Annotated in this window: 22 protein-coding genes; 17 read left to right on the top strand and 5 right to left on the bottom strand. The window is 57.9% G+C overall.

Annotated elements, in window-relative coordinates; genetic code table 11:
• The first annotated feature begins 3 nt into the window (after nucleotides 1-3).
• The gene (locus tag M2416_RS19485; RefSeq protein WP_259226346.1) at nucleotides 4-1,452 is read left to right on the top strand and encodes a sugar porter family MFS transporter; all 1,449 of its coding nucleotides are present in this window, start codon (nucleotides 4-6) and stop codon (nucleotides 1,450-1,452) included.
• 9 nt (nucleotides 1,453-1,461) lie between these two features.
• Nucleotides 1,462-2,484: an alcohol dehydrogenase catalytic domain-containing protein gene (locus tag M2416_RS19480; protein WP_259226345.1), complete on the top strand. Its 1,023-nt coding sequence runs from the start codon at nucleotides 1,462-1,464 to the stop codon at nucleotides 2,482-2,484.
• A 47-nt stretch (nucleotides 2,485-2,531) separates the two neighbouring features.
• Here the strand turns inward: M2416_RS19480 and degS are convergent, their stop codons facing one another.
• The 3 genes from degS to zapG all read right to left on the bottom strand — a co-directional run bounded on the left by degS (nucleotide 2,532) and on the right by zapG (nucleotide 5,685).
• Nucleotides 2,532-3,590 carry an outer membrane-stress sensor serine endopeptidase DegS gene (degS, locus tag M2416_RS19475; RefSeq protein ID WP_041147441.1) on the bottom strand — a complete coding sequence of 353 codons (1,059 nt, stop codon included), beginning with the start codon at nucleotides 3,588-3,590 and terminating at the stop codon, nucleotides 2,532-2,534.
• Nucleotides 3,591-3,743: 153 nt separating this feature from the next.
• The gene (gene degQ, locus M2416_RS19470) at nucleotides 3,744-5,111 is read right to left on the bottom strand and encodes a serine endoprotease DegQ (protein ID WP_259226344.1); all 1,368 of its coding nucleotides are present in this window, start codon (nucleotides 5,109-5,111) and stop codon (nucleotides 3,744-3,746) included.
• A 175-nt stretch (nucleotides 5,112-5,286) separates the two neighbouring features.
• Nucleotides 5,287-5,685: a Z-ring associated protein ZapG gene (gene zapG / locus M2416_RS19465; protein ID WP_041147439.1), complete on the bottom strand. Its 399-nt coding sequence runs from the start codon at nucleotides 5,683-5,685 to the stop codon at nucleotides 5,287-5,289.
• 190 nt (nucleotides 5,686-5,875) lie between these two features.
• Between zapG and zapE the strand changes: the two genes are divergently transcribed.
• The 11 genes from zapE to nanQ all read left to right on the top strand — a co-directional run bounded on the left by zapE (nucleotide 5,876) and on the right by nanQ (nucleotide 15,292).
• Nucleotides 5,876-7,003 (top strand): cell division protein ZapE, encoded by a 1,128-nt coding sequence (zapE, locus tag M2416_RS19460; protein ID WP_178995350.1) that lies wholly within the window; start codon nucleotides 5,876-5,878, stop codon nucleotides 7,001-7,003.
• Between the two features lie 289 nt (nucleotides 7,004-7,292).
• Nucleotides 7,293-7,721: a 50S ribosomal protein L13 gene (gene rplM / locus M2416_RS19455; RefSeq protein WP_004106200.1), complete on the top strand. Its 429-nt coding sequence runs from the start codon at nucleotides 7,293-7,295 to the stop codon at nucleotides 7,719-7,721.
• Between the two features lie 15 nt (nucleotides 7,722-7,736).
• Nucleotides 7,737-8,129: a 30S ribosomal protein S9 gene (gene rpsI / locus M2416_RS19450; RefSeq protein ID WP_003025138.1), complete on the top strand. Its 393-nt coding sequence runs from the start codon at nucleotides 7,737-7,739 to the stop codon at nucleotides 8,127-8,129.
• A gap of 311 nt (nucleotides 8,130-8,440) precedes the next feature.
• A complete protein-coding gene (gene sspA, locus M2416_RS19445) occupies nucleotides 8,441-9,079 on the top strand; it encodes a stringent starvation protein SspA (protein ID WP_041147437.1) in 639 nt (212 codons plus the stop codon).
• A gap of 3 nt (nucleotides 9,080-9,082) precedes the next feature.
• Complete coding sequence (gene sspB, locus M2416_RS19440) at nucleotides 9,083-9,577, top strand: ClpXP protease specificity-enhancing factor (protein ID WP_041147436.1); 495 nt, start codon at nucleotides 9,083-9,085, stop codon at nucleotides 9,575-9,577.
• A gap of 171 nt (nucleotides 9,578-9,748) precedes the next feature.
• Nucleotides 9,749-10,546, top strand: a complete 798-nt coding sequence (gene nanR, locus M2416_RS19435; protein WP_041147435.1) for a transcriptional regulator NanR — start codon at nucleotides 9,749-9,751, stop codon at nucleotides 10,544-10,546.
• Nucleotides 10,547-10,677: 131 nt separating this feature from the next.
• On the top strand, nucleotides 10,678-11,580 hold the full coding sequence (gene nanA, locus M2416_RS19430) for an N-acetylneuraminate lyase (protein ID WP_041147434.1): 903 nt from the start codon (nucleotides 10,678-10,680) through the stop codon (nucleotides 11,578-11,580).
• Between the two features lie 150 nt (nucleotides 11,581-11,730).
• A complete protein-coding gene (locus tag M2416_RS19425; protein WP_259226343.1) occupies nucleotides 11,731-13,218 on the top strand; it encodes an MFS transporter in 1,488 nt (495 codons plus the stop codon).
• 48 nt (nucleotides 13,219-13,266) lie between these two features.
• Nucleotides 13,267-13,956 (top strand): N-acetylmannosamine-6-phosphate 2-epimerase, encoded by a 690-nt coding sequence (locus tag M2416_RS19420; protein WP_259226342.1) that lies wholly within the window; start codon nucleotides 13,267-13,269, stop codon nucleotides 13,954-13,956.
• A complete protein-coding gene (gene nanK, locus M2416_RS19415; RefSeq protein WP_076946546.1) occupies nucleotides 13,953-14,828 on the top strand; it encodes an N-acetylmannosamine kinase in 876 nt (291 codons plus the stop codon). The genes M2416_RS19420 and nanK overlap by 4 nt, the downstream gene beginning before the upstream one ends.
• Nucleotides 14,825-15,292 (top strand): N-acetylneuraminate anomerase, encoded by a 468-nt coding sequence (gene nanQ / locus M2416_RS19410; protein ID WP_259226341.1) that lies wholly within the window; start codon nucleotides 14,825-14,827, stop codon nucleotides 15,290-15,292. The genes nanK and nanQ overlap by 4 nt, the downstream gene beginning before the upstream one ends.
• Nucleotides 15,293-15,364: 72 nt before the next feature.
• Here the strand turns inward: nanQ and M2416_RS19405 are convergent, their stop codons facing one another.
• The gene (locus tag M2416_RS19405) at nucleotides 15,365-16,783 is read right to left on the bottom strand and encodes a glutamate synthase small subunit (protein WP_041147429.1); all 1,419 of its coding nucleotides are present in this window, start codon (nucleotides 16,781-16,783) and stop codon (nucleotides 15,365-15,367) included.
• Nucleotides 16,784-16,792: 9 nt separating this feature from the next.
• Nucleotides 16,793-21,253, bottom strand: coding sequence for a glutamate synthase large subunit (gene gltB, locus M2416_RS19400; protein WP_071844990.1), 4,461 nt, complete (start codon nucleotides 21,251-21,253; stop codon nucleotides 16,793-16,795).
• A 672-nt stretch (nucleotides 21,254-21,925) separates the two neighbouring features.
• Between gltB and mnmL the strand changes: the two genes are divergently transcribed.
• The 4 genes from mnmL to mtgA all read left to right on the top strand — a co-directional run bounded on the left by mnmL (nucleotide 21,926) and on the right by mtgA (nucleotide 26,956).
• On the top strand, nucleotides 21,926-22,855 hold the full coding sequence (mnmL, locus tag M2416_RS19395) for a tRNA modification radical SAM protein MnmL/YtqA (RefSeq protein WP_259226357.1): 930 nt from the start codon (nucleotides 21,926-21,928) through the stop codon (nucleotides 22,853-22,855).
• Nucleotides 22,856-23,006: 151 nt separating this feature from the next.
• Entirely contained in the window at nucleotides 23,007-25,346 is a 2,340-nt protein-coding gene (gene arcB, locus M2416_RS19390) for an aerobic respiration two-component sensor histidine kinase ArcB (protein ID WP_041147426.1), read from the top strand.
• Nucleotides 25,347-25,580: 234 nt separating this feature from the next.
• Nucleotides 25,581-26,234, top strand: coding sequence for an isoprenoid biosynthesis glyoxalase ElbB (elbB, locus tag M2416_RS19385; RefSeq protein WP_259226340.1), 654 nt, complete (start codon nucleotides 25,581-25,583; stop codon nucleotides 26,232-26,234).
• Nucleotides 26,231-26,956 (top strand): monofunctional biosynthetic peptidoglycan transglycosylase, encoded by a 726-nt coding sequence (gene mtgA, locus M2416_RS19380; RefSeq protein ID WP_259226339.1) that lies wholly within the window; start codon nucleotides 26,231-26,233, stop codon nucleotides 26,954-26,956. The genes elbB and mtgA overlap by 4 nt, the downstream gene beginning before the upstream one ends.
• Nucleotides 26,957-26,980 lie beyond the last annotated feature (24 nt).

The raw sequence follows: 26,980 nt of genomic DNA, 5'->3' as shown, positions 1-26,980 counted from the left end.
AATATGAACAACTTATCGACCCGTCCCACAACCATCGATCGCGGTAGACGCTACAGCTTTCTGGTCGCCATCGGCGCAAGTATTGGCGGCCTGCTCTACGGCTACGATACGGGCATCATTGCCAGCGCCTTGCTCTTTCTGCGCGAGGATTTTGCCATCGCGGACAACGCCTTTATGCAGTCGGTGGTCACCTCCGCCACGCTGCTCGGTGCGATATTTGGCGCGCTGCTGACCGGCCCGCTCTCGGACCGCCTGGGCCGACGCAGAACCGTCATCGTCATCTCAATATTGTTTGCCCTGTTCGCTCTGGGCTGCGCCTTAGCGACCTCCCTCAATATGCTGATTGTCATGCGTTTCCTGCTTGGCCTGGGCGTTGGCGGCTCTTCACAAATCGTGCCGATGTATATCGCCGAGCTCGCGCCTGCCCATCGGCGGGGCGCTCAGGGCGTGCTGTTCCAGATGATGATCTGCGTCGGCACGCTGCTGGCCTACGCCGTAGGCTATCTGCTTGGCCCGTCCGGCGCCTGGGAGTGGATGCTCGGGCTGGCGGTTATCCCGGCGGTGATTTTTATCGTGATGATGCTGTATCTGCCGGAAAGCCCGCGCTGGCTGGTGGGCAAGCAGCAGGCTAAACGGGCGGAGGAAATACTCGTCCGCGTAGGGCGCACCGGACATGAAGCCGCTCAGGAAGTAAAGGAGATAGAACGGCTGCATCAGGACCAGCAGTCGAGCTGGAGAGAGCTGTTTCAGCCCTGGGTGCGCCCCGCGCTGGTCGCAGGCCTTGGCATCGCTATTTTCTCTCAGGCTACCGGCATCAGCGCCATCATCTATTACGCCCCTTCTTTACTGGTGATGGCGCAGTTTGGCAAATCGGTGGCGATCCTGGGGTCGGTTGGGATCGGCGTGGTGCTCACGGTGTTTACACTGCTGGGCATTTGGCTGCTGGACGTGCTCGGACGGCGGCGGCTGATGCTGATTGGCCTGCCCGGTGCGGTAGTCGTGCTGGCGGTGATGTCGATGCTGTTGCCCTGGTCCGCCCACGCGCAGGAGCTGCTGAGCGACGGCCATAAAATCATCGTGCTGGCCTGCCTGCTGGGATATTTCGCCTTCAACGGCGGCAGCCTGTCGGTGGTGACCTGGCTGTACTGCGCCGAAATATTCCCCCTTGGCGTGCGGGGCAAGGGGACGGCTTTGTGCTCGTTCGCGCTGTGGGTCGTCAATTTCCTTGTCACCCTGCTGCTCTATTTCACGGCGGATGCCCTTGGCATTGGCCTCGTGTTCGGCGCGCTGGCGGTGGTCAATGCGCTCGCCTGGGTCTTCGTATGGCGCTACGCCCCGGAGACGCGGGGAAGAACGCTGGAGGATATTGAACAGAGCCTGCTTAACGGGCAGTTCAACTCGCGCAATGGCGATTCTTCGGGCGTTTTGCTCAATAAAATCAACTCAGACTAAGAGGTCGTTATGGAATTTAAAACGGATATTCCGCAGAGCCAGCGCGCGCTGTTTCTGATGGCGAAAAAAAACCTTGAGCTGCGAACTACGGATGTGCCGCAGCCGCAGGCCGGAGAAGTATTGCTGAAAATCGGTTCGGTGGGCGTATGCGGTTCAGACAAGCATTTTTACTTCGACGGCAGATGCGGCAGCGAAATGATTACCGAGCCGATGATTATGGGGCACGAGTTTGGCGGTGCGATTGTGGCGGTGGGGAAGGGCATTTCTCCGCATAGAGTAGGTCAGCGCGTCTCGGTGGATCCGCTGGTGCCCTGCGGCCGCTGCCAGCATTGTTTGCAGGGGAATTACAATATCTGTCCGACGCAGAAATTTTTCGGCGTGCCGGGTACCTACGGCGCCATGCAGCAGTATCTTTGCGTCCCGTCAGGTAATGCGCATGCCATCAGCGAGGCCGTTAGCGACGGAGCGGCGGCGATGGTCGAAACTATTTCGGTTGCCCTGGCCGGGGCACAAAAAGGACGGATTGGCCTGGGTTCCCGGGTGTTAATTACCGGCGGTGGCCCGGTAGGTTTATTTGCCGTTCAGGTTGCGAAAACGCTTGGCGCGACGGAGGTCGTGCTGGCTGAACCTCAGGGAGGACGGCGCAAAATTGCCCACGAGCTGGGGGCTGAAACGCTGAGCGATCTGGCTGATAACGATCGGCAGTACGACGTGCTGCTGGAATGCACGGGCGTGCAGTCCGTGCGCCACGACGCCTGTCTGAGCGTGCTTTCCGGCGGCCGGGCAATAATGATTGGCGTGGGCGAGCAGGTGGGAGGCTTTCCTATGTCGGCAGTGATAGAACGCGAAGTCACTGTTCATGGCGTAATGCGCTACAAGTTTACCTGGCCTGCGGTTATTGCGGCGCTGGAGGCGCAGAGGCTGAACGCCGATATCCTGATAAGCCGACGTTTGCCGCTGGCGCGTGCGCAGGAGGCATGGACGCTGCCGGTGGCCAATGAAATTAAGACGATGATCGACGTTAACGACTGATTGACGTTAACGTCGATATGACGAGCTAAAGCCCGAGCCTTCGGGCTTTAGTTGGTTGCCGGGTATTCCTGAACGGCGATATGCAGGGTGATTTTCTTATCTTCGCGCATGATCACCACCGGAATTTCTGAACCTGGGCGGATCTCAGCAACCTGATCCATGGTTTCGAGGGCGGAAACCGCGGGCTTGTCATTGACCGAGATAATCACGTCGTTGGCGCGGATGCCGGCCTGGGCCGCAGGCCCTTCAGGCGCAACGTCGTTCACGACGATCCCCTGCAGCTGATCGATTCCGCCACCCTGCGCATGTAGCGGCGCGATCTCACGACCGCTAATGCCGATGTAGCCGCGGATCACGCGGCCGTCGCGGATCAGCTTATCCATGATCTTAGTCGCCAGCTGGAAGGGGATAGCAAAACCGATCCCTTCCGGCGTTTCGCCATCGTTGCTCTTATCAAATGAGAGCGTGTTAATGCCCATCAGCTCGCCCAGCGAGTTGACCAGCGCGCCGCCGGAGTTGCCGTGGTTGATAGAGGCATCGGTTTGCAGGAAGTTTTGTCGGCCCGTCGGGTTAAGGCCGATACGACCGGTGGCGCTGATAATCCCCTGAGTAATGGTTTGCCCGAGGTTATACGGGTTACCAATCGCCAGAACCACATCGCCAATATGCGGCACGCGTTTCGGATTAATCGGAATAACCGGCAGGCCGCCGTTGGCGTTGATTTTCAATACCGCAAGATCGGTCAGGGTATCAGAACCGACCAGCAGGGCTTCAAAGACGCGGCCGTCCTGCAGCGCGATGATGATCTGGTCAGCGTCGTTAATAACGTGCTTATTGGTCAGAATATACCCGCGCTGGTCCATGATGACGCCGGAACCCAGGGTCAGCTGATTGTGGCTGGTGCCGTTGAGGGCACGGTTATAGACGTTGACCACCGCAGGCGCAGCCCGGCGGACGGCAGGATTATAGCTGGCGGGCGATTCGTCCGCGCTATCGTACTGGGTCGTCGTCGACAGATGCCATTGACGTAGCGAGGGCATTGCGGCCAGCAGCAGTCCCCCGACGATCAAACCAATGAGTACTGAACGTAAAAGCTTTCCAGGCATGATGCAGGTATCGTTGATTAATGGACAGGCGCAGCATAACACGACTTACCGGCGTCGTCTTTCACGTTACCGGCGCGCAGGCTGCGTCCCGTCGCCCAATAGGAATAGCGTATTTCCGGACATCGCGGCGCTCGCCATGTCCGGACCCGTGCGTTAGCGCAGCAGGAGATAAATGCTTTCGTTACCGCGCATCACGTTCAGCGCGATGACCGCCGGCTTACTCTCCAGCACCTTGCGCAGCTCGGCGATAGTGCTAATGCGCTCGCGGTTAAGGCCGATGATAATATCGTCCTTGTGCAGGCCGACCTGTGCCGCAGGACTGGCCTTATCGACGCTATCAACCACCACGCCTTTGGTACCGTCCTTCATCTGGCCATCGCTCAACGATGCGCCCTGCAGGGCGGGTATAATCAGCTCGGCGCTGGCGCTGGAAGAGGTGCTCTTATCCAGGGTGACCTCAACATTCACCGGCTTACCGTCGCGCAGAAGCCCCAGCTTCACTTTGGTTCCCGGCTCGGTGGTGGCGATACGCGACCGCAGCTCGGCAAAGCTGTTGAGCGGCTTGTCATTCATGCTGACAATCACGTCCCCGGATTTAATCCCCGCCTTAGCTGAACCGGAGTTCGGCAGTACTTCGCTGACGAAAGCACCGCGCTGAGCGTCGATATTCATCGCTCTGGCGATATCGGCGCTCATTTCAGTACCTTTAATTCCCAGCAGGCCGCGTTTGATTTCACCAAACTGAATCAGCTGCTGAGCGAGGGTTTTCGCCATGTTGCTGGGGATGGCAAAGCCGATGCCGACGCTGCCGCCGCCCGGAGCCAAAATTGCTGTATTGATGCCAATAAGTTCGCCATTCAGGTTTAGCAGCGCGCCGCCGGAGTTACCGCGGTTAATAGAGGCATCGGTCTGTATGAAGTTCTCCAGCCCTTCCAGGTTCAGGCCGCTGCGGCCGAGGGCGGAGATAATGCCCGAGGTGGCGGTCTGCCCGAGGCCGAAGGGGTTGCCGACGGCGACGGCGAAATCACCCACGCGCAGCTTATCGGAATCGGCGATGGCGATTTGCGTCAGATTGGATGGTTTTAGCAGCTGCAGCAGGGCGATATCGCTTTGATCGTCGCTGCCGACCAGCTTCGCATCAAACTCGCGACCATCGTTGAGCTGGACGCTTATCTTTTGCGCCTGGCTGATGACGTGATTATTGGTCAGCACATAGCCTTTTTCGGCGTCGATGATAACGCCTGAGCCGAGCCCCTCAAAAGGCTGAGCCTGCTCCTGCGGCGCATTGTCGCCAAAGTATTTTTTCAGCTCTTCCGGCATGTTTTGCGCAGGAGAGGCGGTGCCTTCAACCTGAACGCTAACCACCGCAGGCAGCACTTTTTCCAGCATCGGCGCCAGGCTCGGCAGCGCTCCCTGGCCCGGTACCTGCGTGGGTATCGACGCCGTAGCCGTAGGTATAACGGACAACGATAACCCGATGCTTAACGCTAACGCACTCAACAGCAAAGTCTGTTTCTTCATTAGATGCTGGCTCTCGTAACCTGAGGTGTGTGGAAAATCGTCCCGAATGGCCTGATGTTATTGAATTTTCGACCAGGTAACAACGTGGTCAATGTTTTAAATTGTAGCTGGGATGTAGGGGGGAAGACGGGCGCAGAGAGTGCGCCCGGAAAATATTTTTACGCTAACCGCAGGATTAGTCGCGTTTTGCACCGCCGCGCAGCAGGCCGGATGCGCCTTCAGAATAGTCGCGCGGCATCTGCACCGGCGCCTGATCGTTACCGGCTTCTGATTCAGCCAAGCGGTTGCGGAATGGATTAGCCTCCGCCATGGTATCCGGCAGCAGGCTGCTGGAGCTTTTTGCCATATGCTGGTACAGCTGGCGATAGTCATCGGCCATGTTATCCAGCAGTTCAGCGCTGCGCGCAAAATGGCTGACCAGCTCTTCGCGATACTCTTCAAGCTCTGTTTTATTCTTTTCGAGTTCGAACTGCAGCGCCTGCTGTTGACGTAATTTGCGGTTGCCAAAACGCATGGCGACGGCACCGATGATGATACCGACAACTAGCCCAATTAGCGCATATTCCCAGGTCATGTACATCTCCCGTTGTTTTGTGGTTCCGTAGGGTGGCTATGAGGCTCTCCGCCTGCGCCCGATAGTGCCACTATAACCGCTAATTCCACAGAAGTGGAATCCTGGCGTATCATCGCGTAGTGTAGAACGGCCTTTTTTTCGACAATCGTGAGCTTTGACGTTACGATTTTCAAGGAATAACAATTAGATCATGCAAAGCCTGTCCCCAACATCGCGTTACCTTTTAGCTCTCAAAGAGGGCTCTCATCAGCCCGACGACGTCCAGCAAGAAGCGGTAAGCCGCCTCGATACTATCTATCATGAACTGCAGGAAAAACCCGCGCCAACTCCGCAAAGCGGCGGCCTGCGGGCGAAATTTGGCAAACTGCTGGGCAAGCGTGAGCCAGCGCCTGAAACGGGCTCTGCCCGCGGCCTGTACATGTGGGGTGGCGTGGGGCGCGGTAAAACCTGGCTGATGGACCTCTTTTATCAGAGCCTGCCCGGCGAGCGTAAGCAGCGCCTGCACTTTCACCGCTTTATGCTGCGCGTTCATGAAGAGCTGATTGCCCTGCAGGGGCACAGCGACCCGCTGGAGATCCTTGCCGACCGCTTCAAGGCGGAAACCGATGTGCTGTGCTTTGATGAGTTTTTTGTTTCAGACATTACCGATGCCATGCTGCTGGGTGGGTTAATGAAGGCGCTGTTTGCGCGCGGCATCACGCTGGTGGCGACCTCTAATATTCCCCCGGACGATCTGTACCGTAACGGCCTGCAGCGCGCCCGCTTCCTGCCGGCTATCGAGGCGATCAAGCAGCATTGCGATATCATGAACGTCGATGCGGGCATTGATTACCGTTTACGCACGCTCACTCAGGCCCACCTCTGGCTATCGCCGCTCAACGAGCAGACCCGGCAGCAGATGGATAAGCTGTGGCTGGCGCTGGCCGGCGCGAGGCGCGAGCAGACGCCGACGCTGGAGATTAACCACCGTCCTCTGCCCACGCTCGGCGTGGAGAACCAGACCCTGGCGGCGTCGTTCGCTACGCTGTGCGTCGATGCGAGGAGCCAGCATGACTATATTGCGCTATCTCGCCTGTTCCATACCGTCATGCTATTTGATGTTCCGGTTATGACGACGCAGCTGGAGAGCGAGGCGCGGCGCTTCATTGCGCTGGTTGATGAATTCTACGAGCGCCACGTTAAGCTGGCGGTCAGCGCGGCGGTGCCGCTGCACGAAATTTACCAGGGCGAACGCCTGAAGTTCGAGTTCCAGCGCTGCCTGTCACGCCTGCAGGAGATGCAGAGCGAGGAGTATTTAAAGCGTCCTCATATGCCGTAACGCGCCTTTCTCCCTCTCCCGGCGGGAGAGGGCTGACGCAGATGCGCGAGGGCCCGCTCCGGTCGCGAAAAAACCCAATCCAAATCACATAAAGGGGTCGATCTTTACGCGTGACTTCTCTATAATCTTGCGACCCCACGTTACGAGAAGGTTTTTTTCCCAAAACTTTCTATGTGCCGGCATAGGCTATTCGAAGGGGTAGGTTTGCTGGACAATGTCGTGTGAACCTCAACTGACTAAACGTTTGGGTGTTCACCAACGTGTAACTTATTATTTGGGTAAGCTTTTAATGAAAACTTTTACAGCTAAACCAGAAACCGTAAAACGCGACTGGTATGTTGTTGACGCGACCGGTAAAACTCTGGGCCGTCTGGCTTCCGAACTGGCTCTGCGCCTGCGCGGCAAGCATAAAGCGGAATACACTCCGCACGTTGATACTGGTGATTACATCATCGTTCTGAACGCAGAAAAAGTTGCTGTAACCGGCAACAAGCGCGAAGACAAAATGTATTACCATCACACCGGCCACATCGGTGGTATCAAAGAAGCGACCTTTGAAGAGATGATTGCTCGCCGTCCTGAGCGTGTGATTGAAATCGCGGTTAAAGGCATGCTGCCAAAAGGCCCGCTGGGTCGTGCTATGTACCGTAAACTGAAAGTTTACGCGGGTAACGAGCACAACCACGCGGCACAGCAACCGCAAGTTCTTGACATCTAATCGGGATTATAGGCAATGGCTGAAAATCAATACTACGGCACTGGTCGCCGCAAAAGTTCTGCAGCTCGCGTTTTCATCAAACCGGGCAGCGGCAAAATCGTTATCAACCAACGTTCTCTGGAACAGTACTTCGGTCGTGAAACTGCCCGCATGGTAGTTCGTCAGCCGCTGGAACTGGTCGACATGGTTGAGAAACTGGATCTGTACATCACCGTTAAAGGTGGTGGTATCTCTGGTCAGGCTGGTGCGATCCGTCACGGTATCACCCGCGCTCTGATGGAGTATGATGAGTCCCTGCGTGGCGAACTGCGTAAAGCTGGTTTCGTTACTCGTGATGCTCGTCAGGTTGAACGTAAGAAAGTCGGTCTGCGTAAAGCACGTCGTCGTCCTCAGTTCTCCAAACGTTAATTGTTTTCTGCTCACGCAGAACAATTTGCGAAAAAACCCGCTTCGGCGGGTTTTTTTATGGATAAAACGGTCGTTTTGCATGGCGAAGTCACCCATTCTTACCACTTTTTCAGCATTTCCAGAATCCCCTCACCACAACGTCGTCAAGATCTGGTAAACTATCATCCAATTTTCTGCCCAAATGCTGGTGATTGTTCGTTTTTTGTTTCTTTCATAAACGAGAATGTCTTCCCGCGAATGGGGTTTTTACATCTGGCTAGCCATGCGTGGCTGGTAGCAGTACAAAATTCTGAATATACCTGGAGGTTTTCATGGCTGTCGCTGCCAACAAACGTTCGGTAATGACGCTGTTTTCTGGTCCTACTGACATCTATAGCCACCAAGTCCGCATCGTGCTGGCAGAAAAAGGTGTTAGTTTTGAGATAGAACACGTGGAGAAGGATAACCCACCTCAGGATCTGATTGACCTCAACCCAAATCAAAGCGTACCGACGCTGGTGGATCGTGAGCTCACTCTGTGGGAATCCCGCATCATTATGGAATATCTGGATGAGCGTTTCCCACATCCGCCGTTAATGCCGGTTTATCCGGTGGCGCGTGGTGAAAGCCGTCTGTACATGCAACGTATCGAAAAAGACTGGTATTCGCTGATGAATACCATTCAGACCGGCACCGCCGCACAGGCTGATAACGCGCGTAAGCAGCTGCGTGAAGAGCTGCAGGCGATTGCGCCAGTCTTCACCCAGAAGCCTTATTTCCTGAGCGATGAGTTCAGCCTGGTAGACTGCTACCTTGCACCGCTGCTGTGGCGTTTACCGGTACTCGGCGTCGAAGTGATTGGTGCGGGTGCGAAGGAGCTCAAGGGCTATATGACTCGCGTATTTGAACGTGACTCCTTCCTGGCTTCCTTAACTGAACCCGAGCGTGAAATGCGACTCGGTCGAGGCTAACCGATGGATGTATCGCAGCTAACGCCGCGTCGCCCGTATCTGCTACGGGCGTTCTATGAGTGGCTGCTGGATAACCAGCTGACTCCGCATCTGGTCGTCGATGTCACTTTGCCGGACGTTATGGTTCCGATGGAGTATGCGCGCGACGGACAGATCGTTCTCAACATTGCTCCGCGTGCCGTCGGGAATCTGGAGCTGGCTAACGATGAAGTGCGCTTCAACGCCCGCTTTGGCGGCGTTCCGCGCAATGTCTCCGTACCGCTGGCTGCCGTACTGGCTATCTACGCGCGTGAAAACGGCGCAGGGACCATGTTCGAGCCGGAAGCGGCTTACGATGAGGACGCCATCAGTCTGAATGATGACGAAGCATCGTTAAGCAACGATAACGAAACGGTGATGTCAGTGATTGACGGTGATAAGCCGGATAATCACGAGGATGACCCTGATGACACGCCGCCGCCTCGCGGTGGGCGACCGGCGCTACGCGTCGTGAAGTAATCCTCCAGGCAGGGCCATCAGGCCCTGCTTTTTTTATCTCATCCTGTGCCTGAATCCAGCGGTCTCACGCATCGTTAGCCGTCGTTCTGCCCTGGCTGCCGTTAGCTTCACCCGCCAGATGTTCCTATGATATGATGAATCTGCTGTCACATTTGTCACTCTTCGCTACCTATGGACACTATGAAAGCATCGGATACGCCCGCTGAAAGTACTGCTGATAACGTCGGACGCTCGCTGCGTAGCCGGCCGCTGACGCGTAAAAAACTGTCCGAAATGGTCGAAGAAGAGCTGGAGCAAATGATTCGCCGGCGCGAGTTTGCCGAAGGTGAGCAGCTTCCCTCAGAGCGGGAGCTGATGACATTTTTCAACGTTGGCCGCCCGTCGGTACGTGAAGCGCTGGCGGCGCTAAAGCGTAAAGGTCTGGTGCAGATTAGCAACGGCGAGCGGGCCCGCGTTTCGCGACCTTCTGCCGACACCATCATCGGGGAGCTCTCCGGTATGGCGAAAGATTTCCTCTCCCATCCCGGCGGAATCGCGCATTTCGAGCAGCTACGTCTGTTTTTTGAATCCAGCCTGGTTCGCTACGCGGCTGAGCATGCCAGCGATGAACAGCTTGAAAAGCTGGTACAGGCTCTTGAGATCAACAGCCAGTCGCTGGATGACAATACGCTGTTTATCCGTTCAGACGTTGAGTTCCACCGCGTGCTGGCGGAAATTCCCGGCAATCCAATTTTTATGGCCATTCACGTTGCGCTCCTCGACTGGCTCATCGCCGCGCGTCCTAAGGTCCCTGAAAGGGAACTTTATGAGCATAATAATTTAAGCTATCAACAGCATATCGATATCGTTGCCGCCATTCGCCGCCGCGATCCGGATGAAGCCGATCGCGCTCTACAAACCCACCTCAACAGCGTCTCCGCCACCTGGCACGCCTTCGGCAAGAAAAAACAGCCGCGTAAATCCGTCTAAGGATCTTCAGGATCGTTTAGTGAAGCAGATCGCATAATAAGCGTTTGGTATGAGGCTGCTGCTTATTCGTTCTGGTATAACAGGTATAAAGGTACACAGTTAATCACAACAAATAACACGACGAGGTCTCTATGGCGGTGAATTTACGTGGGGTAATGGCGGCGCTGCTGACGCCGTTTGACGGGCAGCAAAAGCTGGATCAAGACAGCCTGCGGCGGCTGGTGCGTTTTAATCTCAATCAGGGGATCGACGGGCTGTACGTCGGCGGTTCTACCGGCGAGGCGTTCGTGCAGACCAGCGCTGAGCGCCAGCAGGTGCTGGAAATCGTGGCTGAAGAAGCGCAGGGGAAGATGACGCTGATTGCCCACGTCGGCTGCGTCAGCACAATGGAAAGCCAGCAGCTTGCGCAGGCAGCCGAAGGGTACGGCTACGACGCGGTGTCTGCGGTGACGCCGTTCTACTATCCGTTCAGCTTTGAAGAACACTGCGCTCACTATCAGGCGATTATTGATTCCGCTAACGGCCTGCCGATGGTGGTCTATAACATCCCGGTGCTCAGCGGCGTGAAGCTGACGCTCGATCAGATAGGCACCCTGGTGACGCTCCCGGGCGTGGGCGCGCTGAAGCAGACTTCCGGCGATCTTTACCAGATGGAGCAGATCCGCCGGTCGCATCCGGATTTGGTACTGTACAACGGCTTTGACGAAATCTTTGCCTCCGGGCTGGTGGCTGGCGCAGACGGCGGGATCGGCAGCACCTACAACATTATGGGCTGGCGCTATAAGGGGATCGTTAAAGCGCTTCAGACCGGCGATATTGCGCAGGCGCAAAGGCTGCAGGCTGAATGTAATAAGGTCATCGACCTGCTGATCAAAACCGGCGTATTCCGCGGGCTTAAAACCGTCCTTCACTATATGGACGTCGTTGCTGAACCGCTGTGCCGTAGGCCATTCGCGCCGGTGGATGAGAAATTCCTGCCGGAGCTGAAGGCGCTGGCGCAGCAGCTGCAGCAAGAGAAGCAGCATCTGGGTTGAGGATAGCCTCCGCGCTATGAGAGTGGAGCAACGCCCGGAGAGCGGCAGCAGCGCTTCCGTCCGGGCGACAACATTGATATGCCAGATGGGTGATAGCGGCATCTGGCATGAGAAACCAAGCGTGGGTCTGACCCATCGCGGGAGAGTAAAATGAGCACAACGACCCAGAACATCCCGTGGTATCGCCATCTCAACCGGGCGCAGTGGCGGGCTTTCTCCGCCGCCTGGCTGGGGTATTTGCTTGATGGTTTTGATTTTGTATTAATCGCCCTGGTGTTGACGGAAATCCAGGGAGACTTCGGCCTGACCACCGTTGAGGCGGCGAGTCTTATCTCTGCGGCCTTCATCTCGCGCTGGTTTGGCGGGCTGATGCTCGGGGCGATGGGCGATCGCTATGGACGGCGGCTGGCGATGGTCAGCAGCATTATTCTTTTTTCGGTGGGCACCCTGGCCTGCGGCTTTGCGTCGGGCTACACCACCCTGTTTATCGCCCGGCTGGTGATCGGCATGGGGATGGCAGGGGAGTATGGTTCCAGCGCTACCTATGTTATTGAAAGCTGGCCCCAAAAGCTGCGCAATAAGGCCAGCGGATTCTTGATCTCCGGCTTCTCCGTAGGGGCGGTCGTTGCTGCACAGGTCTATAGCCTGGTGGTTCCCGTTTGGGGATGGCGAGCGCTATTTTTCATCGGTATCGTACCGATTGTTTTTGCGCTGTGGCTGCGAAAAAACATCCCGGAAGCGGAAGACTGGCAGCAGAAGCATGGCGGAAAAACGCCGGTGCTCACGATGGTCGATATTCTGTACTGCGGAAAACAGCGGGTGATAAATATTTTCCTGACCCTCGCTGCGGCAACGGCGCTGTGGTTCTGCTTCGCGGGTGAGCTGCAAAATGCCGGAATCGTGGTGCTCCTGGGGCTGCTGTGCGCGGCTATATTTATCAGCTTTATGGTGCAAAGTAGCGGCAACCGCTGGCCGACCGGCGTGACGCTGATGGTCGTTGTGCTGTTTGCCTTCCTGTATTCATGGCCCATTCAGGCGCTTCTGCCAACCTATCTCAAGACGGATCTGGCTTACGATCATACTACCGTCGCGCAGGTGCTGTTTTTTAGCGGCTTTGGCGCCGCGGTTGGCTGCTGCGTCGGCGGCTTTCTCGGCGACTGGCTGGGCACGCGAAAAGCCTATGTTTACAGCCTGCTTGCGTCACAGCTCCTCATTATTCCCGTCTTTGCTATCGGCGGCACAAACGTCTGGGTCCTTGGCCTGCTACTGTTTTTCCAGCAGATGCTGGGGCAGGGGATCTCCGGGATCCTGCCGAAGCTGATTGGCGGCTACTTCGATACCGACAAGCGTGCGGCCGGCCTGGGTTTTACCTACAACGTGGGCGCGCTGGGCGGAGCGATTGCCCCGGTGCTTGGCGCCCTGATTGCGCAGCGAATGGATCTCGGCACGACCCTGGGATCGCTTTCCTTCGGCCTGACCTTCGTCGTGATCCTGCTGATTGGCCTGGATATGCCCTCCCGCGTTCAGCGCTGGATCCGTCCCGAAGCCTTGCGGACCCACGACGCGATTGATGGTCTGCCGTTCAGCGGCGCCGCGCCGTCGGGTACGCGCAAACGTGGCCTAATGAAAATCCGCTAACCTGTGCCCGGCGGCATGCCGGGCGATTGTCTTTGCCAGGGAGTCATCATGTCTTTGCTTGAACTACTCGATACCCGCATCAGCGCCAACGGTGGATTAATTGTTTCCTGTCAGCCGGTCCCCGGCAGCCCGCTGGATACGCCGCCCATCGTTGCCGCCATGGCGCTCGCCGCAGAACGTGCCGGAGCGGTGGCGTTACGTATTGAAGGCGTGGAGAACCTCCGCGCGACCCGGGACGCGGTGACGATACCGATTATCGGCATCCTCAAACGCGACCTGACGGATTCAGCGGTGCGTATCACGCCGTTTCTCGAGGATGTGGATGCCCTGGCGCTGGCTGGGGCGGATATCATCGCCATCGACGGCACCGACCGCCCGCGGCCGGTGCCGGTAGCGGCGCTGCTGGCGAGGATCCATCAGCACAATACGCTGGCGATGACCGACTGCTCATCTCCTGAAGATGGTCTCTCCTGCCAGCGGCTGGGGGCGGAGATTATTGGTACCACGCTGTCGGGCTACACCGGCGGGGAAACGCCGCAGGAGCCGGACCTCGCGCTGGTCCGCACCCTGCACGCGGCGGGCTGTCGGGTGATTGCGGAAGGGCGCTACAACACGCCGGAGCAGGCGGGGGAGGCGATGCGCAACGGCGCGTGGGCGGTTACCGTTGGCTCGGCGATTACCCGTCTGGAGCATATCTGTGAATGGTATAACGCGGCGCTGAAAAAGGCGGCACCATGAGCACGCTGGCGATAGATATCGGCGGGACGAAGCTGGCTGCGGGGCTGGTGGGCGATGAGCTTACGCTGCTGGAGCGGCGTGAAATGCCCACTCCGGCCAGCCGAACGGCGGCGGCGCTAGCCGCTGCGTTAGAAGAGCTCGTTGCCCCGCTGGCCGCGCGCGCAGAGCGTTTTGCCGTGGCCTCAACCGGGATCATCCGGCACGGCACCTTAACCGCCATCAACCCGGCCAATCTTGGCGGCCTGGCGTATTTTCCTCTGGTCGACTGTCTGTCCACGCTCACCGGGCTACCCGGTATCGCGCTCAACGATGCGCAGGCGGCGGCATGGGCGGAGTATCAGGCACTGCCGGAGAAAGTCGGTGAGATGCTCTTTTTAACCGTGTCGACGGGGGTCGGCGGCGGAGTGGTTAGCCGCGGCAGGCTGCATACCGGAAGCGGCGGTCTGGCCGGGCATTGTGGCCATACGCTGGCGGATCCCCACGGCCCGCGCTGCGGCTGCGGGCGTACCGGCTGCGTGGAAGCCGTCGCGTCAGGGCGCGGTATTGCGGCAGCCGCAGAGGGCGAGCTGAGCGGGCTGGACGCGAAAGCTATCTTTAGCCGTGCGGCACAGGGGAACCCGCAGGCGGAGCGGCTTATGCGGCGCTCGGCGCAAGCGCTGGCGCGGCTGATTGCCGACCTGAAAGCCGTTACCGACTGTCAGCTCGTGGTGGTTGGCGGCAGCGTGGGTCTTGCTGGCGGCTATCTGCCTCTGGTTAACGAATATCTGTTACAGGAACCCGCGGTCTATCATGTCCCGCTGCGGGAAGCTTACTACCGACACGATGCGGGCCTGCTGGGCGCGGCATTATGGGGACAGGGAGAGAACGAATGATTTTGGGCAATGTTCACCAGCCATTCGCCGCCGGCCTTCCGCCGGTGCTGGCGCAGGCAATTTTTCTGGCACAAGCTCACGACCTGCAAAGCATCGCGCCGGGGCGCTACGAGCTGCAGGGTGACAGCATATTTATGAACGTGATGCAGTTCAGTACCGGGGCGCCGGCAGAGAAAAAGGCGGAGCTGCATACGCGGTTTATTGATATCCAGATCCTGCTGGCGGGGGAAGAGCGGATATTTTACGGCGTAGCGGGAGCCGCACGCGAGTGCGAAGACGCGCACGACGAGGATGATTATCAGCTGTGCCGAAGCATTGACGGCGAACAGGTATTGACCCTGCAGGCCGGTATGTTTGCGGTATTCATGCCCGATGAACCGCATAAACCGGGCTGCACGGTGACGCAGGCCGCTGAGATTAAAAAGGTGGTGATCAAAGTTAGCGCCAGCCTGCTGGCGAAATAGAAAAAGCCCGATGGCAACAAACCATCGGGCTTTTTTTGGCGACCCGGCTAAGCAGCTATCCGGGCCCTGGCGTTACACTTCCAGGTAGTTGAGGATCCCGTCAGCCGCTTTGCGACCTTCGGCAATCGCCGTCACCACCAGGTCAGAACCGCGCACGATATCGCCGCCGGCGAAGATCTTCGGGTTGCTGGTCTGGAACGCGTTTTCGTTACCTTCAGGGGCAATAATACGACCCTGTGAGTCGAGCTCAACGCTGTGTTTCGCCAGCCATTCCATGCTGTGCGGACGGAAGCCAAACGCCATAACTACCGCATCGACCGGAATGACGTGCTCGGAACCGGCAACGATTTCGGCCCGACGGCGGCCCTTCGCATCCGGCTGGCCCATCTCGGTGCGCGCCATCTTCACGCCGCACACTTTACCGTTGGCATTCACCTCAACGCCCAGCGGCTGAACGTTGAACTGGAACTCCACGCCCTCTTCACGCGCGTTTTTGACTTCGCGTTTCGAGCCCGGCATGTTCTCTTCGTCACGGCGGTAGGCGCAGATAACGTGAGTAGCGCCCTGGCGGATAGAAGTACGCACGCAGTCCATCGCGGTGTCGCCACCGCCGAGAACCACGACGCGCTTGCCTTCCATGCTGACGTACGGCTCGTCCGGCGTTTCGCCAAAGCCCATCGTCTGCTTGGTGTTGGCAATCAGGAACGGCAGCGCATCATACACGCCGTTCGCATCTTCGTTTTCCAGCCCGCCGCGCATCGACTGATAGGTACCGACGCCGAGGAACACGGCATCGTACTCTTTCAGCAGATCGTCGAGCTGAACGTCGCGGCCCACTTCAACGTTGAGTTTGAACTCAATTCCCATGCCGGTGAAAATTTCCCGGCGGCGGGTCATGACCTCTTTTTCCAGCTTAAATGCCGGAATGCCGAAGGTCAGCAGGCCGCCGATTTCCGGATGGCGGTCGAATACCACCGCCTTCACGCCATTACGGGTCAGGACGTCAGCACAGGCGAGGCCCGCCGGGCCCGCGCCAATGATGGCGACCGTTTTGCCGACCGGCTTGACGCCGGAAAGGTCGGGACGCCAGCCCATCTCGAATGCTTTATCGTTGATATAGCGCTCGATATTGCCGATGGTCACGGCGCCAAACTCATCGTTCAGCGTACAGGAACCTTCACACAGACGGTCCTGCGGGCACACACGGCCGCACACTTCCGGCAGGGTGTTGGTCTGATGCGACAGCTCAGCCGCTTCAAAAATACGCCCTTCATTGGCCAGCTTCAGCCAGTTAGGGATGTAGTTGTGAACCGGGCACTTCCATTCACAGTACGGGTTGCCGCAGGAGAGGCAGCGGTCTGCCTGCGCCTTAGCCTGGCCCTCTGAAAACGGCTCGTAAATCTCAACAAATTCAATTTTGCGGATCTTCAGCGGCTTCTTTGGCGGATCAACGCGCTGTAAGTCGATAAACTGGTATACGTTCTGGCTCATCTGAATTCCTTACTGCGCCTGCACACGCAGCTCTGCTGCGCTACGACTACGGTGACCCAACAGTGCTTTAACATCGCTGGACTTTGGTTTAACCAGCGCGAATTTCGCCGAGAAGGCCGGCCAGTTGGCCAGGATCTCTTCCCCGCGCGACGAGCCGGTCAGCTGCACGTGTTCGGTAATCAAACCGCGCAGATGCTCCTCGTGGATAGCCAGAGAGTCAACGTCCAGCACTTCCACCAGCTCCGGGTTCACGCGTTTGCGGAAGTCGCCGGCTTCATCCAGCACGTAGGCGAAGCCGCCGGTCATCCCTGCGCCAAAGTTGACGCCGGTTTTACCGATCACGCAGACGATGCCGCCGGTCATATATTCGCAGCCGTTATCGCCGATGCCTTCAACGACGGTGATGGCGCCGGAGTTACGCACCGCAAAACGTTCACCTGCGCGACCCGCCGCGTACAGACGACCGCCGGTCGCGCCGTACAGGCAGGTATTGCCGATGATGCTCGCTTCATGGCTGCGGAAGGCGGAGCCTACCGGAGGACGAATCGCGAGCAGGCCGCCGGCCATACCTTTACCGACGTAGTCGTTCGCATCACCGGTCAGGTGCAGCTCCACGCCGCCGGCGTTCCATACGCCGAAGCTCTGGCCCGCGGTACCGCTGAAGTGGGCGGTAATCGGGTCGGCAGCCAGCCCCTGGTCGCCGTGAGTCTGGGCAATATAGCCGGACAGCGAGGCGCCAACGGAGCGGTCGGTGTTGCGGATATCAAACCAGAACGTTTTGCTCTGCTTGCCGTCAACGAACGGTTTTGCCTGCTGCAGCAGCTGCGCGTTCAGCACGCCGTTATCAAACGGCGGGTTGTTCTCGGTGCAGTACAGCGCTTTGCCCGCGTGCGGCTCGGCGGTCTCCAGCAGTTTTGACAGATCCAGCTTCTGCTGCTTTGCGGTAAAGCCGTCCAGCACCTTCAGCAGATCGGTGCGACCGATCAGATCTACCAGACGCTTCACGCCCAGCTGGGCCATCAGCTCGCGGGTTTCGCGGGCGATGAATTCAAAGTAGTTGGTCACTTTGAACGGCAGGCCGTGGTAGTGGTTCTTACGCAGTTTGTCATCCTGGGTTGCTACGCCGGTTGCGCAGTTGTTCAGGTGGCAAATACGCAGGTACTTACAGCCCAGCGCCACCATCGGACCGGTGCCGAAGCCGAAGCTTTCCGCGCCGAGGATCGCCGCTTTGATGATATCGAGGCCGGTTTTCAGGCCGCCGTCCACCTGCAGGCGAATCTTATGCCGCAGGCCGTTGGCCACCAGCGCCTGCTGGGTTTCAACCAGGCCGAGCTCCCACGGACATCCCGCATATTTCACCGAGGAGAGCGGGCTGGCGCCGGTGCCGCCGTCATAGCCGGCGATAGTGATAAGGTCGGCATAGGCTTTCGCCACGCCGGTGGCGATAGTGCCAACGCCCGGCTCGGAGACCAGCTTCACTGAAATCATCGCTTTCGGATTGACCTGTTTCAGGTCAAAAATCAGCTGCGCCAGATCTTCGATCGAGTAAATATCGTGATGCGGCGGCGGCGAAATCAGCGTCACGCCCGGTACCGAGTAGCGCAGTTTGGCAATGTACGGGGTGACTTTATCACCCGGCAGCTGGCCACCTTCGCCCGGTTTGGCGCCCTGAGCGACTTTAATCTGAATAACGTCGGCGTTAACCAGGTAAGCCGGGGTGACGCCGAAGCGGCCGGAGGCAACCTGCTTGATGCGCGACACTTTGTTGGTGCCGTAGCGCGCCGGGTCTTCGCCGCCTTCGCCGGAGTTGGAGAAGCCGCCGATGCTGTTCATCGCTTCCGCCAGCGATTCATGCGCTTCCGGGCTTAATGCGCCGATAGACATGGCCGCGGTATCGAAGCGTTTGTACAGCTCTTTTGCCGACTCAACGTGGGCGATATCGATCGCTTCGTCGCCAGGATTCAGCGCCAGCAGATCGCGCAGCGTAGCGGCCGGGCGCTCGTTGACCAGCTGAGAATACTGCTGGTAATCGCGGTATTCACCGCTCTGAACCGCCTGCTGCAGGGTGCGTACGACGTCCGGGTTATAGGCGTGATATTCACCACCGTGAACGTATTTCAGCAGACCGCCCTGGTCCAGCGGCTTGCGGACCAGCCACGCGCGTTTCGACAGGTTCAGCAGGTCCTGCTGGAAGTCGTCGAAGCCTGCGCCGCCGATGCGGCTGACTACGCCGAGGAAGCAGAGGTCGGAGACTTCGCGATGCAGGCCAACGGCTTCAAACAGCTTCGAGCAGCGATAGGACGCGATGGTCGAAATACCCATCTTCGACATGATCTTGTAGAGACCTTTGTTGATGCCGTTACGGTAGTTCAGCATCACCGTGCGGTAGTCTCTGTCGATGGCTTTGCTATCGACCAGTCTTGCCAGGGTTTCATAGGCCAGATACGGGTAGATAGCCGTTGCGCCGAAGCCCAGCAGGACCGCGAAGTGGTGCGGGTCGCGGGCGCTGGCGGTTTCAACAATGATGTTGGCATCGCAGCGCAGGCTCTTATCGACCAGACGAGTCTGGATAGCACCGACCGCCATTGGCGCCGGTACCGGCAGGCGATCTTTCGCAATGTTGCGATCCGACAGCACCAGCAGCACGGTACCGTTGCGTACCATCTGCTCCGCTTTGTCGCACAGCGCCTTCACGGTCTCGGCCAGGGTTGTTTCCGCGGCGTTGAAGGTGATGTCCAGGGTATCGGCGCGATAGTGCTCCTCTTCCATGGTGGTCAGCTGTTTGAAATCAGAGTACAGCAGGATTGGCGATTTGAAGCTCAGGCGGTGCGCCTGGCCTTCCGCTTCGCAGAAGACGTTCATTTCGCGGCCAATGCTGGTGGCCAGAGACATCACGTGCGCTTCACGCAGCGGGTCGATCGGCGGGTTGGTCACCTGCGCGAACTGCTGGCGGAAGTAATCGTAAATAATACGCGGCTGGCTGGAGAGCACGGCAAACGGCGTGTCGTCGCCCATGGAGCCGACGGCTTCCTGGCCGTTCTCGCCCAGCACGCGCAGCACGGAATCCAGCTCTTCAGCGCTGTAGTTAAACTGTTTCTGGTAGCTGGCGAGCGTATCGTCATCCAGCTGGCGGCTGCCAACGTCTTCGTCAGGCAGGTCTTCGAACGGCACCAGGCGACGAACGTTTTTCTCCATCCACTCTTTGTAAGGGTGGCGGCTTTTCAGGTCGTCGTCGGTCTCTGCTGAGTGCAGAATGCGGCCACCGCGGGTATCGATAACCATCAGTTCGCCTGGACCGACGCGGCCTTTTTCAACCACTTCATCAGGCTGATAATCCCAGATGCCCACTTCGGAGGCGCAGGTGATCAGCTTGTCTTTGGTGATGACGTAGCGTGCCGGACGCAGACCGTTACGGTCGAGGTTACAGGCAGCGTAGCGCCCATCGGACATGACGATGCCCGCCGGGCCGTCCCACGGCTCCATATGCATGGAGTTAAAGTCGAAGAACGCGCGCAGCTCCGGATCCATATCCGGGTTGTTCTGCCAGGCCGGCGGAACGAGCAGGCGCATGGCGCGAACGATATCCATCCCGCCTGCCAGCAGCAGTTCCAGCATGTTATCCATAGAGCTGGAGTCTGAGCCCGTTTCGTTGACGAACGGTGCGGCATCGTGCAGATCGGGGATCAGCGGGGTCTGGAACTTATAGGTACGCGCGCGCGCCCACTGGCGGTTGCCGGTGATGGTGTTGATTTCGCCGTTGTGCGCCAGGTAGCGGAACGGCTGTGCCAGCGGCCAGCGCGGCACGGTATTGGTGGAGAAGCGCTGGTGGAACAGGCAGATTGCCGACTCCAGACGCAGGTCCGCAAGGTCCAGGTAGAAGCGCGGCAAATCCGCCGGCATACACAGACCTTTATAGATATTCACCAGGTTCGACAGGCTGCAAACGTAAAAATCTTTATCATCCTGCAGGCGTTTTTCAAGGCGACGACGCGCGATGAACAGGCGACGTTCCATATCACGCGGGCGCCAGCCTGCCGGTGCGTTAACAAAAATTTGTTCAATACGGGGCAGCGAGGAGAGGGCGATTTCACCGAGAACCCCTTCGTTAGTTGGCACTTCGCGCCAGCCGACGATAGACAGGGTTTCACGTTGCAGTTCTTCTTCAACGATGCGGCGTGAGGCAGCAGCCAGTTCAGGATCTTTATTAAGGAACAGCATCCCAACGGCGTAATTTTTGGCTAAACGCCAGCCGCGTTCTTCCGCAACGATACGGAAGAAACGATCGGGTTTTTGCAGCAGCAAGCCACAACCGTCGCCGGTTTTACCGTCGGCGAGGATCGCGCCGCGGTGCTGCATTCGGGCCAGTGCGTGTATAGCGGTACGCACTACCTTGTGGCTAGGTTCGCCTTCTATGTGGGCGATCAGGCCGAAACCACAGTTATCCCTCTCAAGGGATTTATCGTACAACATATCAGTGAACCTCCCCAGGCTCTACGGGACACCCTCCGATACCGATTGCGCACGGGCACAGAAAGAGCATGGCGACGGGGTTTGCACCTCGCATTCGCCCTCTTTAAATCCTTTTCGCATCGGTACGCAAGTTTGAGGACTTGCTGTAAGAGGGAATCTCAATTACTGCATAAATATGATGAGCAGAGAGCTCATCCAGAAAGCTTCCAGCGGATTCCCAACTTATCGGGAATCCACACTTACGTCAAATGGCAATCTTATTTATACAAAAATGTGCTATGAGGTGTTTAATGTTATGATTATTAAAGATATTAACGGGTTTTTAACGCTATTGAAACGTACCGGAAAGCGTAATCTAGTGTGATCTGTCTCACTATATCGATAGCGTAACATTATCGATCTGTGCTGAAGTGTCTTTTTATTGCAGAATATTTAGCTGCTTATTGTCTCTGAAGCCATAAATAACACTGTTTTTAACCCTGGCGAAGATAATGGCAAACCAGAGGTTAAGTATAAGGAAAAGTCATCATAGAAATCGTGAATGAAATTGCAGTTATATTGAGTGGTTATGCAATGAGCTGAGCGGCCACTCTGACGATTGATCCAGGTCATCGCCGTAGGTGACTAAAAATGGCAGGCTTGGCCCCTTTCTTCAGGCCGGTCTATCAGATTATGCAGTTACAAAAATTAGTCAATATGTTTGGTGGGGATCTTATGCGTCGCTATGGCGAAAAGGTTCATAAACTGACGCTGCATGGCGGATTTAGCTGCCCGAATCGTGATGGCACCCTTGGCCGGGGCGGCTGCACGTTCTGCAACGTAGCCTCTTTTGCTGACGAAGAGCAGCAGCACCGCTCGATTGCCGAGCAGCTGGCGCTTCAGGCGCAGCGGGTGAACCGCGCGAAGCGCTATCTGGCCTATTTTCAGGCCTACACCAGCACCTTTGCCGAAGTGCAGGTGCTGCGCGCGATGTACCAGCAGGCGGTGAGCCAGGCCAATATTGTCGGGCTCTGCGTTGGCACCCGACCAGACTGTGTCCCCGAAACGGTGCTGGACCTGCTGACGGAGTACCGGGAGCAGGGCTACGAAGTCTGGCTGGAGCTGGGGCTGCAAACGGCGCACGATAAAACGCTGCATCGCATTAACCGCGGCCATGATTTTGCCTGCTATCAGCGCACCACCCGGCTGGCGAGAGCGCGCGGGCTGAAGGTGTGCGCGCATTTGATTGTCGGGCTGCCGGGCGAAGGGCCGGACCACTGCCTGCAAACGCTGGAGCAGGTGGTCGGGACCGGCGTGGACGGCATCAAGCTGCATCCGCTGCATATCGTCACCGGCAGCACGATGGCCAAAGCCTGGCAGGCCGGGCGCCTTAACGGCATTGAGCTCGATGACTATACCGTCACCGCCGGAGAGATGATTCGACATACGCCGCCGGAGGTGATTTATCACCGCATCTCGGCCAGCGCCCGCCGTCCCACCCTGCTGGCGCCGCTGTGGTGCGAAAATCGCTGGACCGGGATGGTTGAACTGGACCGCTATCTGAACCAGCACGGCGTGCAGGGTTCGGCCCTGGGACGCGCGTGGAGCCCGACCGCCGCATAGTCCGTGAATAGCGCGGCGTCGCGGATAGTTCAGCAGCGGCCCGCGCTGCGGCGGCCTGAAGTATGAAGAGGATCGGCATTTTTCGCACAACTTACGGCGCCTCGCTCAGAATTGGGTATTATTGTGCACAGTTGTGGCGAAGGAATCCCTTATGAAGCAAATCCGTATGCTGGCGCAGTACTATGTTGACCTGATGATGAAGCTGGGTCTGGTGCGTTTTTCCATGCTGTTAGCCCTGGCCCTGGTGGTGCTGGCGATAGTAGTGCAGATGGCCGTTACGATGGTGCTGCACGGCCAGGTTGAAAGCATCGATGTGATCCGCTCTATCTTCTTTGGCCTGCTGATTACCCCGTGGGCGGTCTACTTTCTGTCGGTGGTGGTTGAGCAGCTTGAGGAGTCGCGACAGCGCCTCTCGAGGCTGGTGGAGAAGCTGGAGGAGATGCGCGAGCGGGATCTGAAGCTCAACGTGCAGCTCAAAGACAACATCGCCCAGCTCAATCAGGAGATTGGCGAGCGCGAGAAGGCGGAAGCCGAGCGCGAAACCACGCTGGAACAGCTGAAGATTGAGATGAAAGAGCGTGAAGAGGCGCAGATTCAGCTCGAACAGCAGTCCTCCTTCCTGCGCTCATTCCTTGACGCCTCGCCGGATCTTGTTTTCTATCGCAATGAAGATAAAGAGTTTTCCGGCTGTAACCGGGCGATGGAGCTGCTGACGGGTAAAAGCGAGAAGCAGCTTATCCACCTCAAGCCGCAGGATGTCTATAACGAAGAGGCGGCGGAGAAGGTGCTGGAAACGGATGAGAAAGTCTTCCGACATAACGTCTCTCTGACCTACGAACAGTGGCTGGATTACCCGGACGGGCGCAAAGCCTGCTTTGAAATCCGCAAGGTTCCTTACTACGATCGCGTCGGCAAACGCCGTGGCCTGATGGGCTTCGGCCGCGATATTACCGAACGTAAGCGCTATCAGGACGCTCTGGAGCGTGCCAGCCGCGATAAGACGACCTTTATCTCGACTATCAGCCACGAGCTGCGTACGCCGCTTAACGGCATCGTGGGGCTCAGCCGCATCCTGCTGGATACCGAACTCACCGGCGAGCAGGAAAAATACCTGAAAACGATCCACGTCTCGGCGGTAACGCTGGGCAATATCTTTAACGATATTATCGATATGGATAAGATGGAGCGACGTAAGGTCCAGCTCGATAATCAGCCGGTGGACTTCACCAGCTTCCTTGCCGACCTCGAAAACCTCTCCGGCCTGCAGGCGCAGCAGAAAGGGCTGCGCTTCGTGATGGACCCGACGCTGCCGCTGCCGCATAAGGTCGTCACCGACGGTACGCGTCTGCGGCAGATCCTGTGGAACCTCATTAGCAACGCGGTCAAATTTACCCCTCAGGGCGGCAACGTGACCGTCCGTATTCGCTACGATGAGGGCAATATTCTGCACTTTGAGGTCGAGGATTCCGGTATCGGTATTCCGCAGGCGGAGCAGGATAAAATTTTCGCCATGTACTATCAGGTTAAGGATAGCCACGGCGGGAAACCTGCCACCGGCACCGGAATTGGCCTGGCGGTGTCGCGCCGGCTGGCACGCAATATGGGCGGCGATATCAACGTCGCCAGCCAGCCGGGCCAGGGCGCAACCTTTACCTTAACCGTGCATGCGCCGGCGGTAGCAGAGGAGGTTGAAGACACGCTGGCAGAGGATGAAATGCCGCTCCCGGCGCTGAACGTGCTGCTGGTCGAGGATATTGAGCTTAACGTGATTGTCGCCCGCTCGGTGCTGGAAAAACTGGGCAATAGCGTTGATGTGGCGATGACCGGTAAAGCCGCGCTGGAGATGTTCGAACCCGGTGAATATGACCTGGTGCTGCTGGATATTCAGCTCCCGGATATGACCGGTCTCGATATCTCACGCCACCTCAAGCAACGCTTTGCCGCCGACGAGCTGCCGCCGCTGGTGGCGCTCACGGCCAACGTTCTGAAGGACAAAAAAGAGTACCTGAATGCCGGTATGGATGATGTGCTGAGTAAGCCGCTGTCGGTCCCGGCACTCACCGCCATTATCAAAAAGTTCTGGGATTCGCCGGAAGATGACCAGGACGAGGCGCCGGCCGTGGATGCGGCTAAATCGGCCTCGGTGCTGGATATTCCGATGCTGGAGCAGTACATCGAGCTGGTAGGGCCGAAGCTTATCAGCGACGGTCTGGCGGTTTTCGAGAAGATGATGCCGGGCTATCTGGCGGTGCTGGAGTCCAACCTGACCGCCCGCGACCAGAAAGGGATTGTCGATGAAGGGCATAAGATAAAGGGCGCCGCGGGCTCTATCGGCCTGCGCCACATTCAGCAGCTTGGACAGCAGATTCAGACGCCGGACCTGCCCGCGTGGTCAGATAACGTTGGTGAATGGGTTGAAGAGATGAAATCGGAGTGGCAGAACGATGTGGCGGTGCTGAAGGCGTGGGTTGCGGCGGCACATAAAAAATGACCCCGGATAAACCGGGGTGCGCGAATACTGCGCCAACACCAGGGAACCGGTCGTTGCGCCACAATTTTTAGTGCTATTTTTTACACGGCGCAACCTGAGGATTTGGTTTGCTCGCTGATCAAGATAGCAAACCTTAAATTATTTGTTACATGAATCAGTCAAATATGTGAAGCAATGCGGGTAAATCAAAATTTTTGACTGGTTTCAGCGAATTTGCACTAAGGAGCAGGGGTGATGAAAAAGATTGGCGTCGTATTAAGCGGCTGCGGTGTCTATGACGGCAGCGAGATTCATGAGGCGGTTATTACCCTGCTGGCGATTGCTCGCGGCGGCGCCCAGGCGGTGTGCTTTGCCCCTGATAAGGCGCAAACGGATGTGATCAACCATCTGACCGGCGAGCTCCTGCCGGAAAGCCGCAACGTGCTGATTGAAGCCGCGCGCATCGCCCGCGGTGAGATCCAGCCTCTGTCCGACGCCCGGGCCGATGATCTCGATGCGCTGATTGTCCCCGGTGGATTTGGCGCCGCGAAAAACCTCAGCAGCTTCGCCTCCCGGGGCAGCGAATGCGTCGTCGACGGCGAGCTGAAGGCGCTGACGCAGGCTATGCATCAGGCCGGTAAGCCGCTGGGCTTTATCTGCATCGCACCGGCGCTGCTGCCAAAAATCTTACCCGCCCCGCTGCGGGTCACCATTGGCACCGATCTGGACACCGCCGAAGCGCTGGAGGATATGGGGGCCGAGCATGTGCCCTGTCCAGTCGATGACATTGTGGTGGACGAAGAGAATAAAGTGGTGACCACCCCGGCCTATATGCTGGCGCAAAATATTGCCGAAGCGGCGAGCGGGATTGAGAAGCTGGTGGCGCGCGTGCTGGTTCTCACGGCATGAAGACCCGCTTTTCGCCCCTGCGGAGGGTAAAGCGTGGGCTGCTGCGCGTGCTGCTGGTGGCCGCCGCCTTCTGGGGCGGCGGCATTGCGCTGTTTAGCGTGCTGCCGGTGCCCTTCTCGGCGGTGATGCTGGAGCGGCAGGTCGGCGCCTGGCTGAGCGGCAATTTTCATTATGTCGCCCACTCTGATTGGGTGGGGATGGATGAGATATCGCCGTGGATGGGGCTGGCGGTGATGGCGGCTGAGGACCAAAAGTTCCCCGACCATTGGGGCTTTGACGTTCCGGCGATAGAAAAAGCGCTGGCGCACAATGAGCGTAACGAAAACCGCGTTCGTGGCGCCTCGACCCTGTCGCAGCAGACGGCCAAAAACCTGTTTTTATGGGATGGCCGCAGCTGGCTGCGTAAGGGACTGGAGGCCGGTCTGACCGTAGGAATCGAGACGGTATGGAGTAAAAAACGCATCCTCACCGTTTATCTGAATATCGCCGAGTTTGGTGAGGGGACGTTTGGCGTTGAAGCCGCGTCGCAGCGCTACTTCCACAAGCCGGCGAGCAGGTTAACGCCTGCGGAAGCGGCCCTGCTGGCCGCCGTATTGCCTAATCCGATCCGCTTTCGCGCGGACGCGCCGTCGGGCTATGTCCGCAGTCGACAGGCGTGGATTTTACGCCAGATGCGTCAGCTTGGCGGGGAAGGGTTTATGCGGGAGAACAGGCTGTATTAATACGCTCGGCGGGTATGTTACCCC

The organism is Klebsiella sp. BIGb0132 (assembly GCF_024810075.1).
Classification (GTDB): Bacteria; Pseudomonadota; Gammaproteobacteria; order Enterobacterales; family Enterobacteriaceae; genus Klebsiella; species Klebsiella terrigena.
The sequence above is the reverse complement of the archived record's forward strand: the minus strand, read 5'-3'. Positions and strand labels throughout refer to the sequence as shown.

Excerpts from the sequence above, each read along its gene's own strand:
- M2416_RS19485 (WP_259226346.1), top strand. The coding sequence starts at position 4 with ATGAACAACTTATCGACCCGTCCCACAACCATCGATCGCGGTAGACGC.
- M2416_RS19480 (WP_259226345.1), top strand. The coding sequence starts at position 1,462 with ATGGAATTTAAAACGGATATTCCGCAGAGCCAGCGCGCGCTGTTTCTG.
- degS (WP_041147441.1), bottom strand. The coding sequence starts at position 3,590 with ATGCCTGGAAAGCTTTTACGTTCAGTACTCATTGGTTTGATCGTCGGG.
- degQ (WP_259226344.1), bottom strand. The coding sequence starts at position 5,111 with ATGAAGAAACAGACTTTGCTGTTGAGTGCGTTAGCGTTAAGCATCGGG.
- zapG (WP_041147439.1), bottom strand. The coding sequence starts at position 5,685 with ATGACCTGGGAATATGCGCTAATTGGGCTAGTTGTCGGTATCATCATC.
- zapE (WP_178995350.1), top strand. The coding sequence starts at position 5,876 with ATGCAAAGCCTGTCCCCAACATCGCGTTACCTTTTAGCTCTCAAAGAG.
- rplM (WP_004106200.1), top strand. The coding sequence starts at position 7,293 with ATGAAAACTTTTACAGCTAAACCAGAAACCGTAAAACGCGACTGGTAT.
- rpsI (WP_003025138.1), top strand. The coding sequence starts at position 7,737 with ATGGCTGAAAATCAATACTACGGCACTGGTCGCCGCAAAAGTTCTGCA.
- sspA (WP_041147437.1), top strand. The coding sequence starts at position 8,441 with ATGGCTGTCGCTGCCAACAAACGTTCGGTAATGACGCTGTTTTCTGGT.
- sspB (WP_041147436.1), top strand. The coding sequence starts at position 9,083 with ATGGATGTATCGCAGCTAACGCCGCGTCGCCCGTATCTGCTACGGGCG.
- nanR (WP_041147435.1), top strand. The coding sequence starts at position 9,749 with ATGGACACTATGAAAGCATCGGATACGCCCGCTGAAAGTACTGCTGAT.
- nanA (WP_041147434.1), top strand. The coding sequence starts at position 10,678 with ATGGCGGTGAATTTACGTGGGGTAATGGCGGCGCTGCTGACGCCGTTT.
- M2416_RS19425 (WP_259226343.1), top strand. The coding sequence starts at position 11,731 with ATGAGCACAACGACCCAGAACATCCCGTGGTATCGCCATCTCAACCGG.
- M2416_RS19420 (WP_259226342.1), top strand. The coding sequence starts at position 13,267 with ATGTCTTTGCTTGAACTACTCGATACCCGCATCAGCGCCAACGGTGGA.
- nanK (WP_076946546.1), top strand. The coding sequence starts at position 13,953 with ATGAGCACGCTGGCGATAGATATCGGCGGGACGAAGCTGGCTGCGGGG.
- nanQ (WP_259226341.1), top strand. The coding sequence starts at position 14,825 with ATGATTTTGGGCAATGTTCACCAGCCATTCGCCGCCGGCCTTCCGCCG.
- M2416_RS19405 (WP_041147429.1), bottom strand. The coding sequence starts at position 16,783 with ATGAGCCAGAACGTATACCAGTTTATCGACTTACAGCGCGTTGATCCG.
- gltB (WP_071844990.1), bottom strand. The coding sequence starts at position 21,253 with ATGTTGTACGATAAATCCCTTGAGAGGGATAACTGTGGTTTCGGCCTG.
- mnmL (WP_259226357.1), top strand. The coding sequence starts at position 21,926 with ATGCAGTTACAAAAATTAGTCAATATGTTTGGTGGGGATCTTATGCGT.
- arcB (WP_041147426.1), top strand. The coding sequence starts at position 23,007 with ATGAAGCAAATCCGTATGCTGGCGCAGTACTATGTTGACCTGATGATG.
- elbB (WP_259226340.1), top strand. The coding sequence starts at position 25,581 with ATGAAAAAGATTGGCGTCGTATTAAGCGGCTGCGGTGTCTATGACGGC.
- mtgA (WP_259226339.1), top strand. The coding sequence starts at position 26,231 with ATGAAGACCCGCTTTTCGCCCCTGCGGAGGGTAAAGCGTGGGCTGCTG.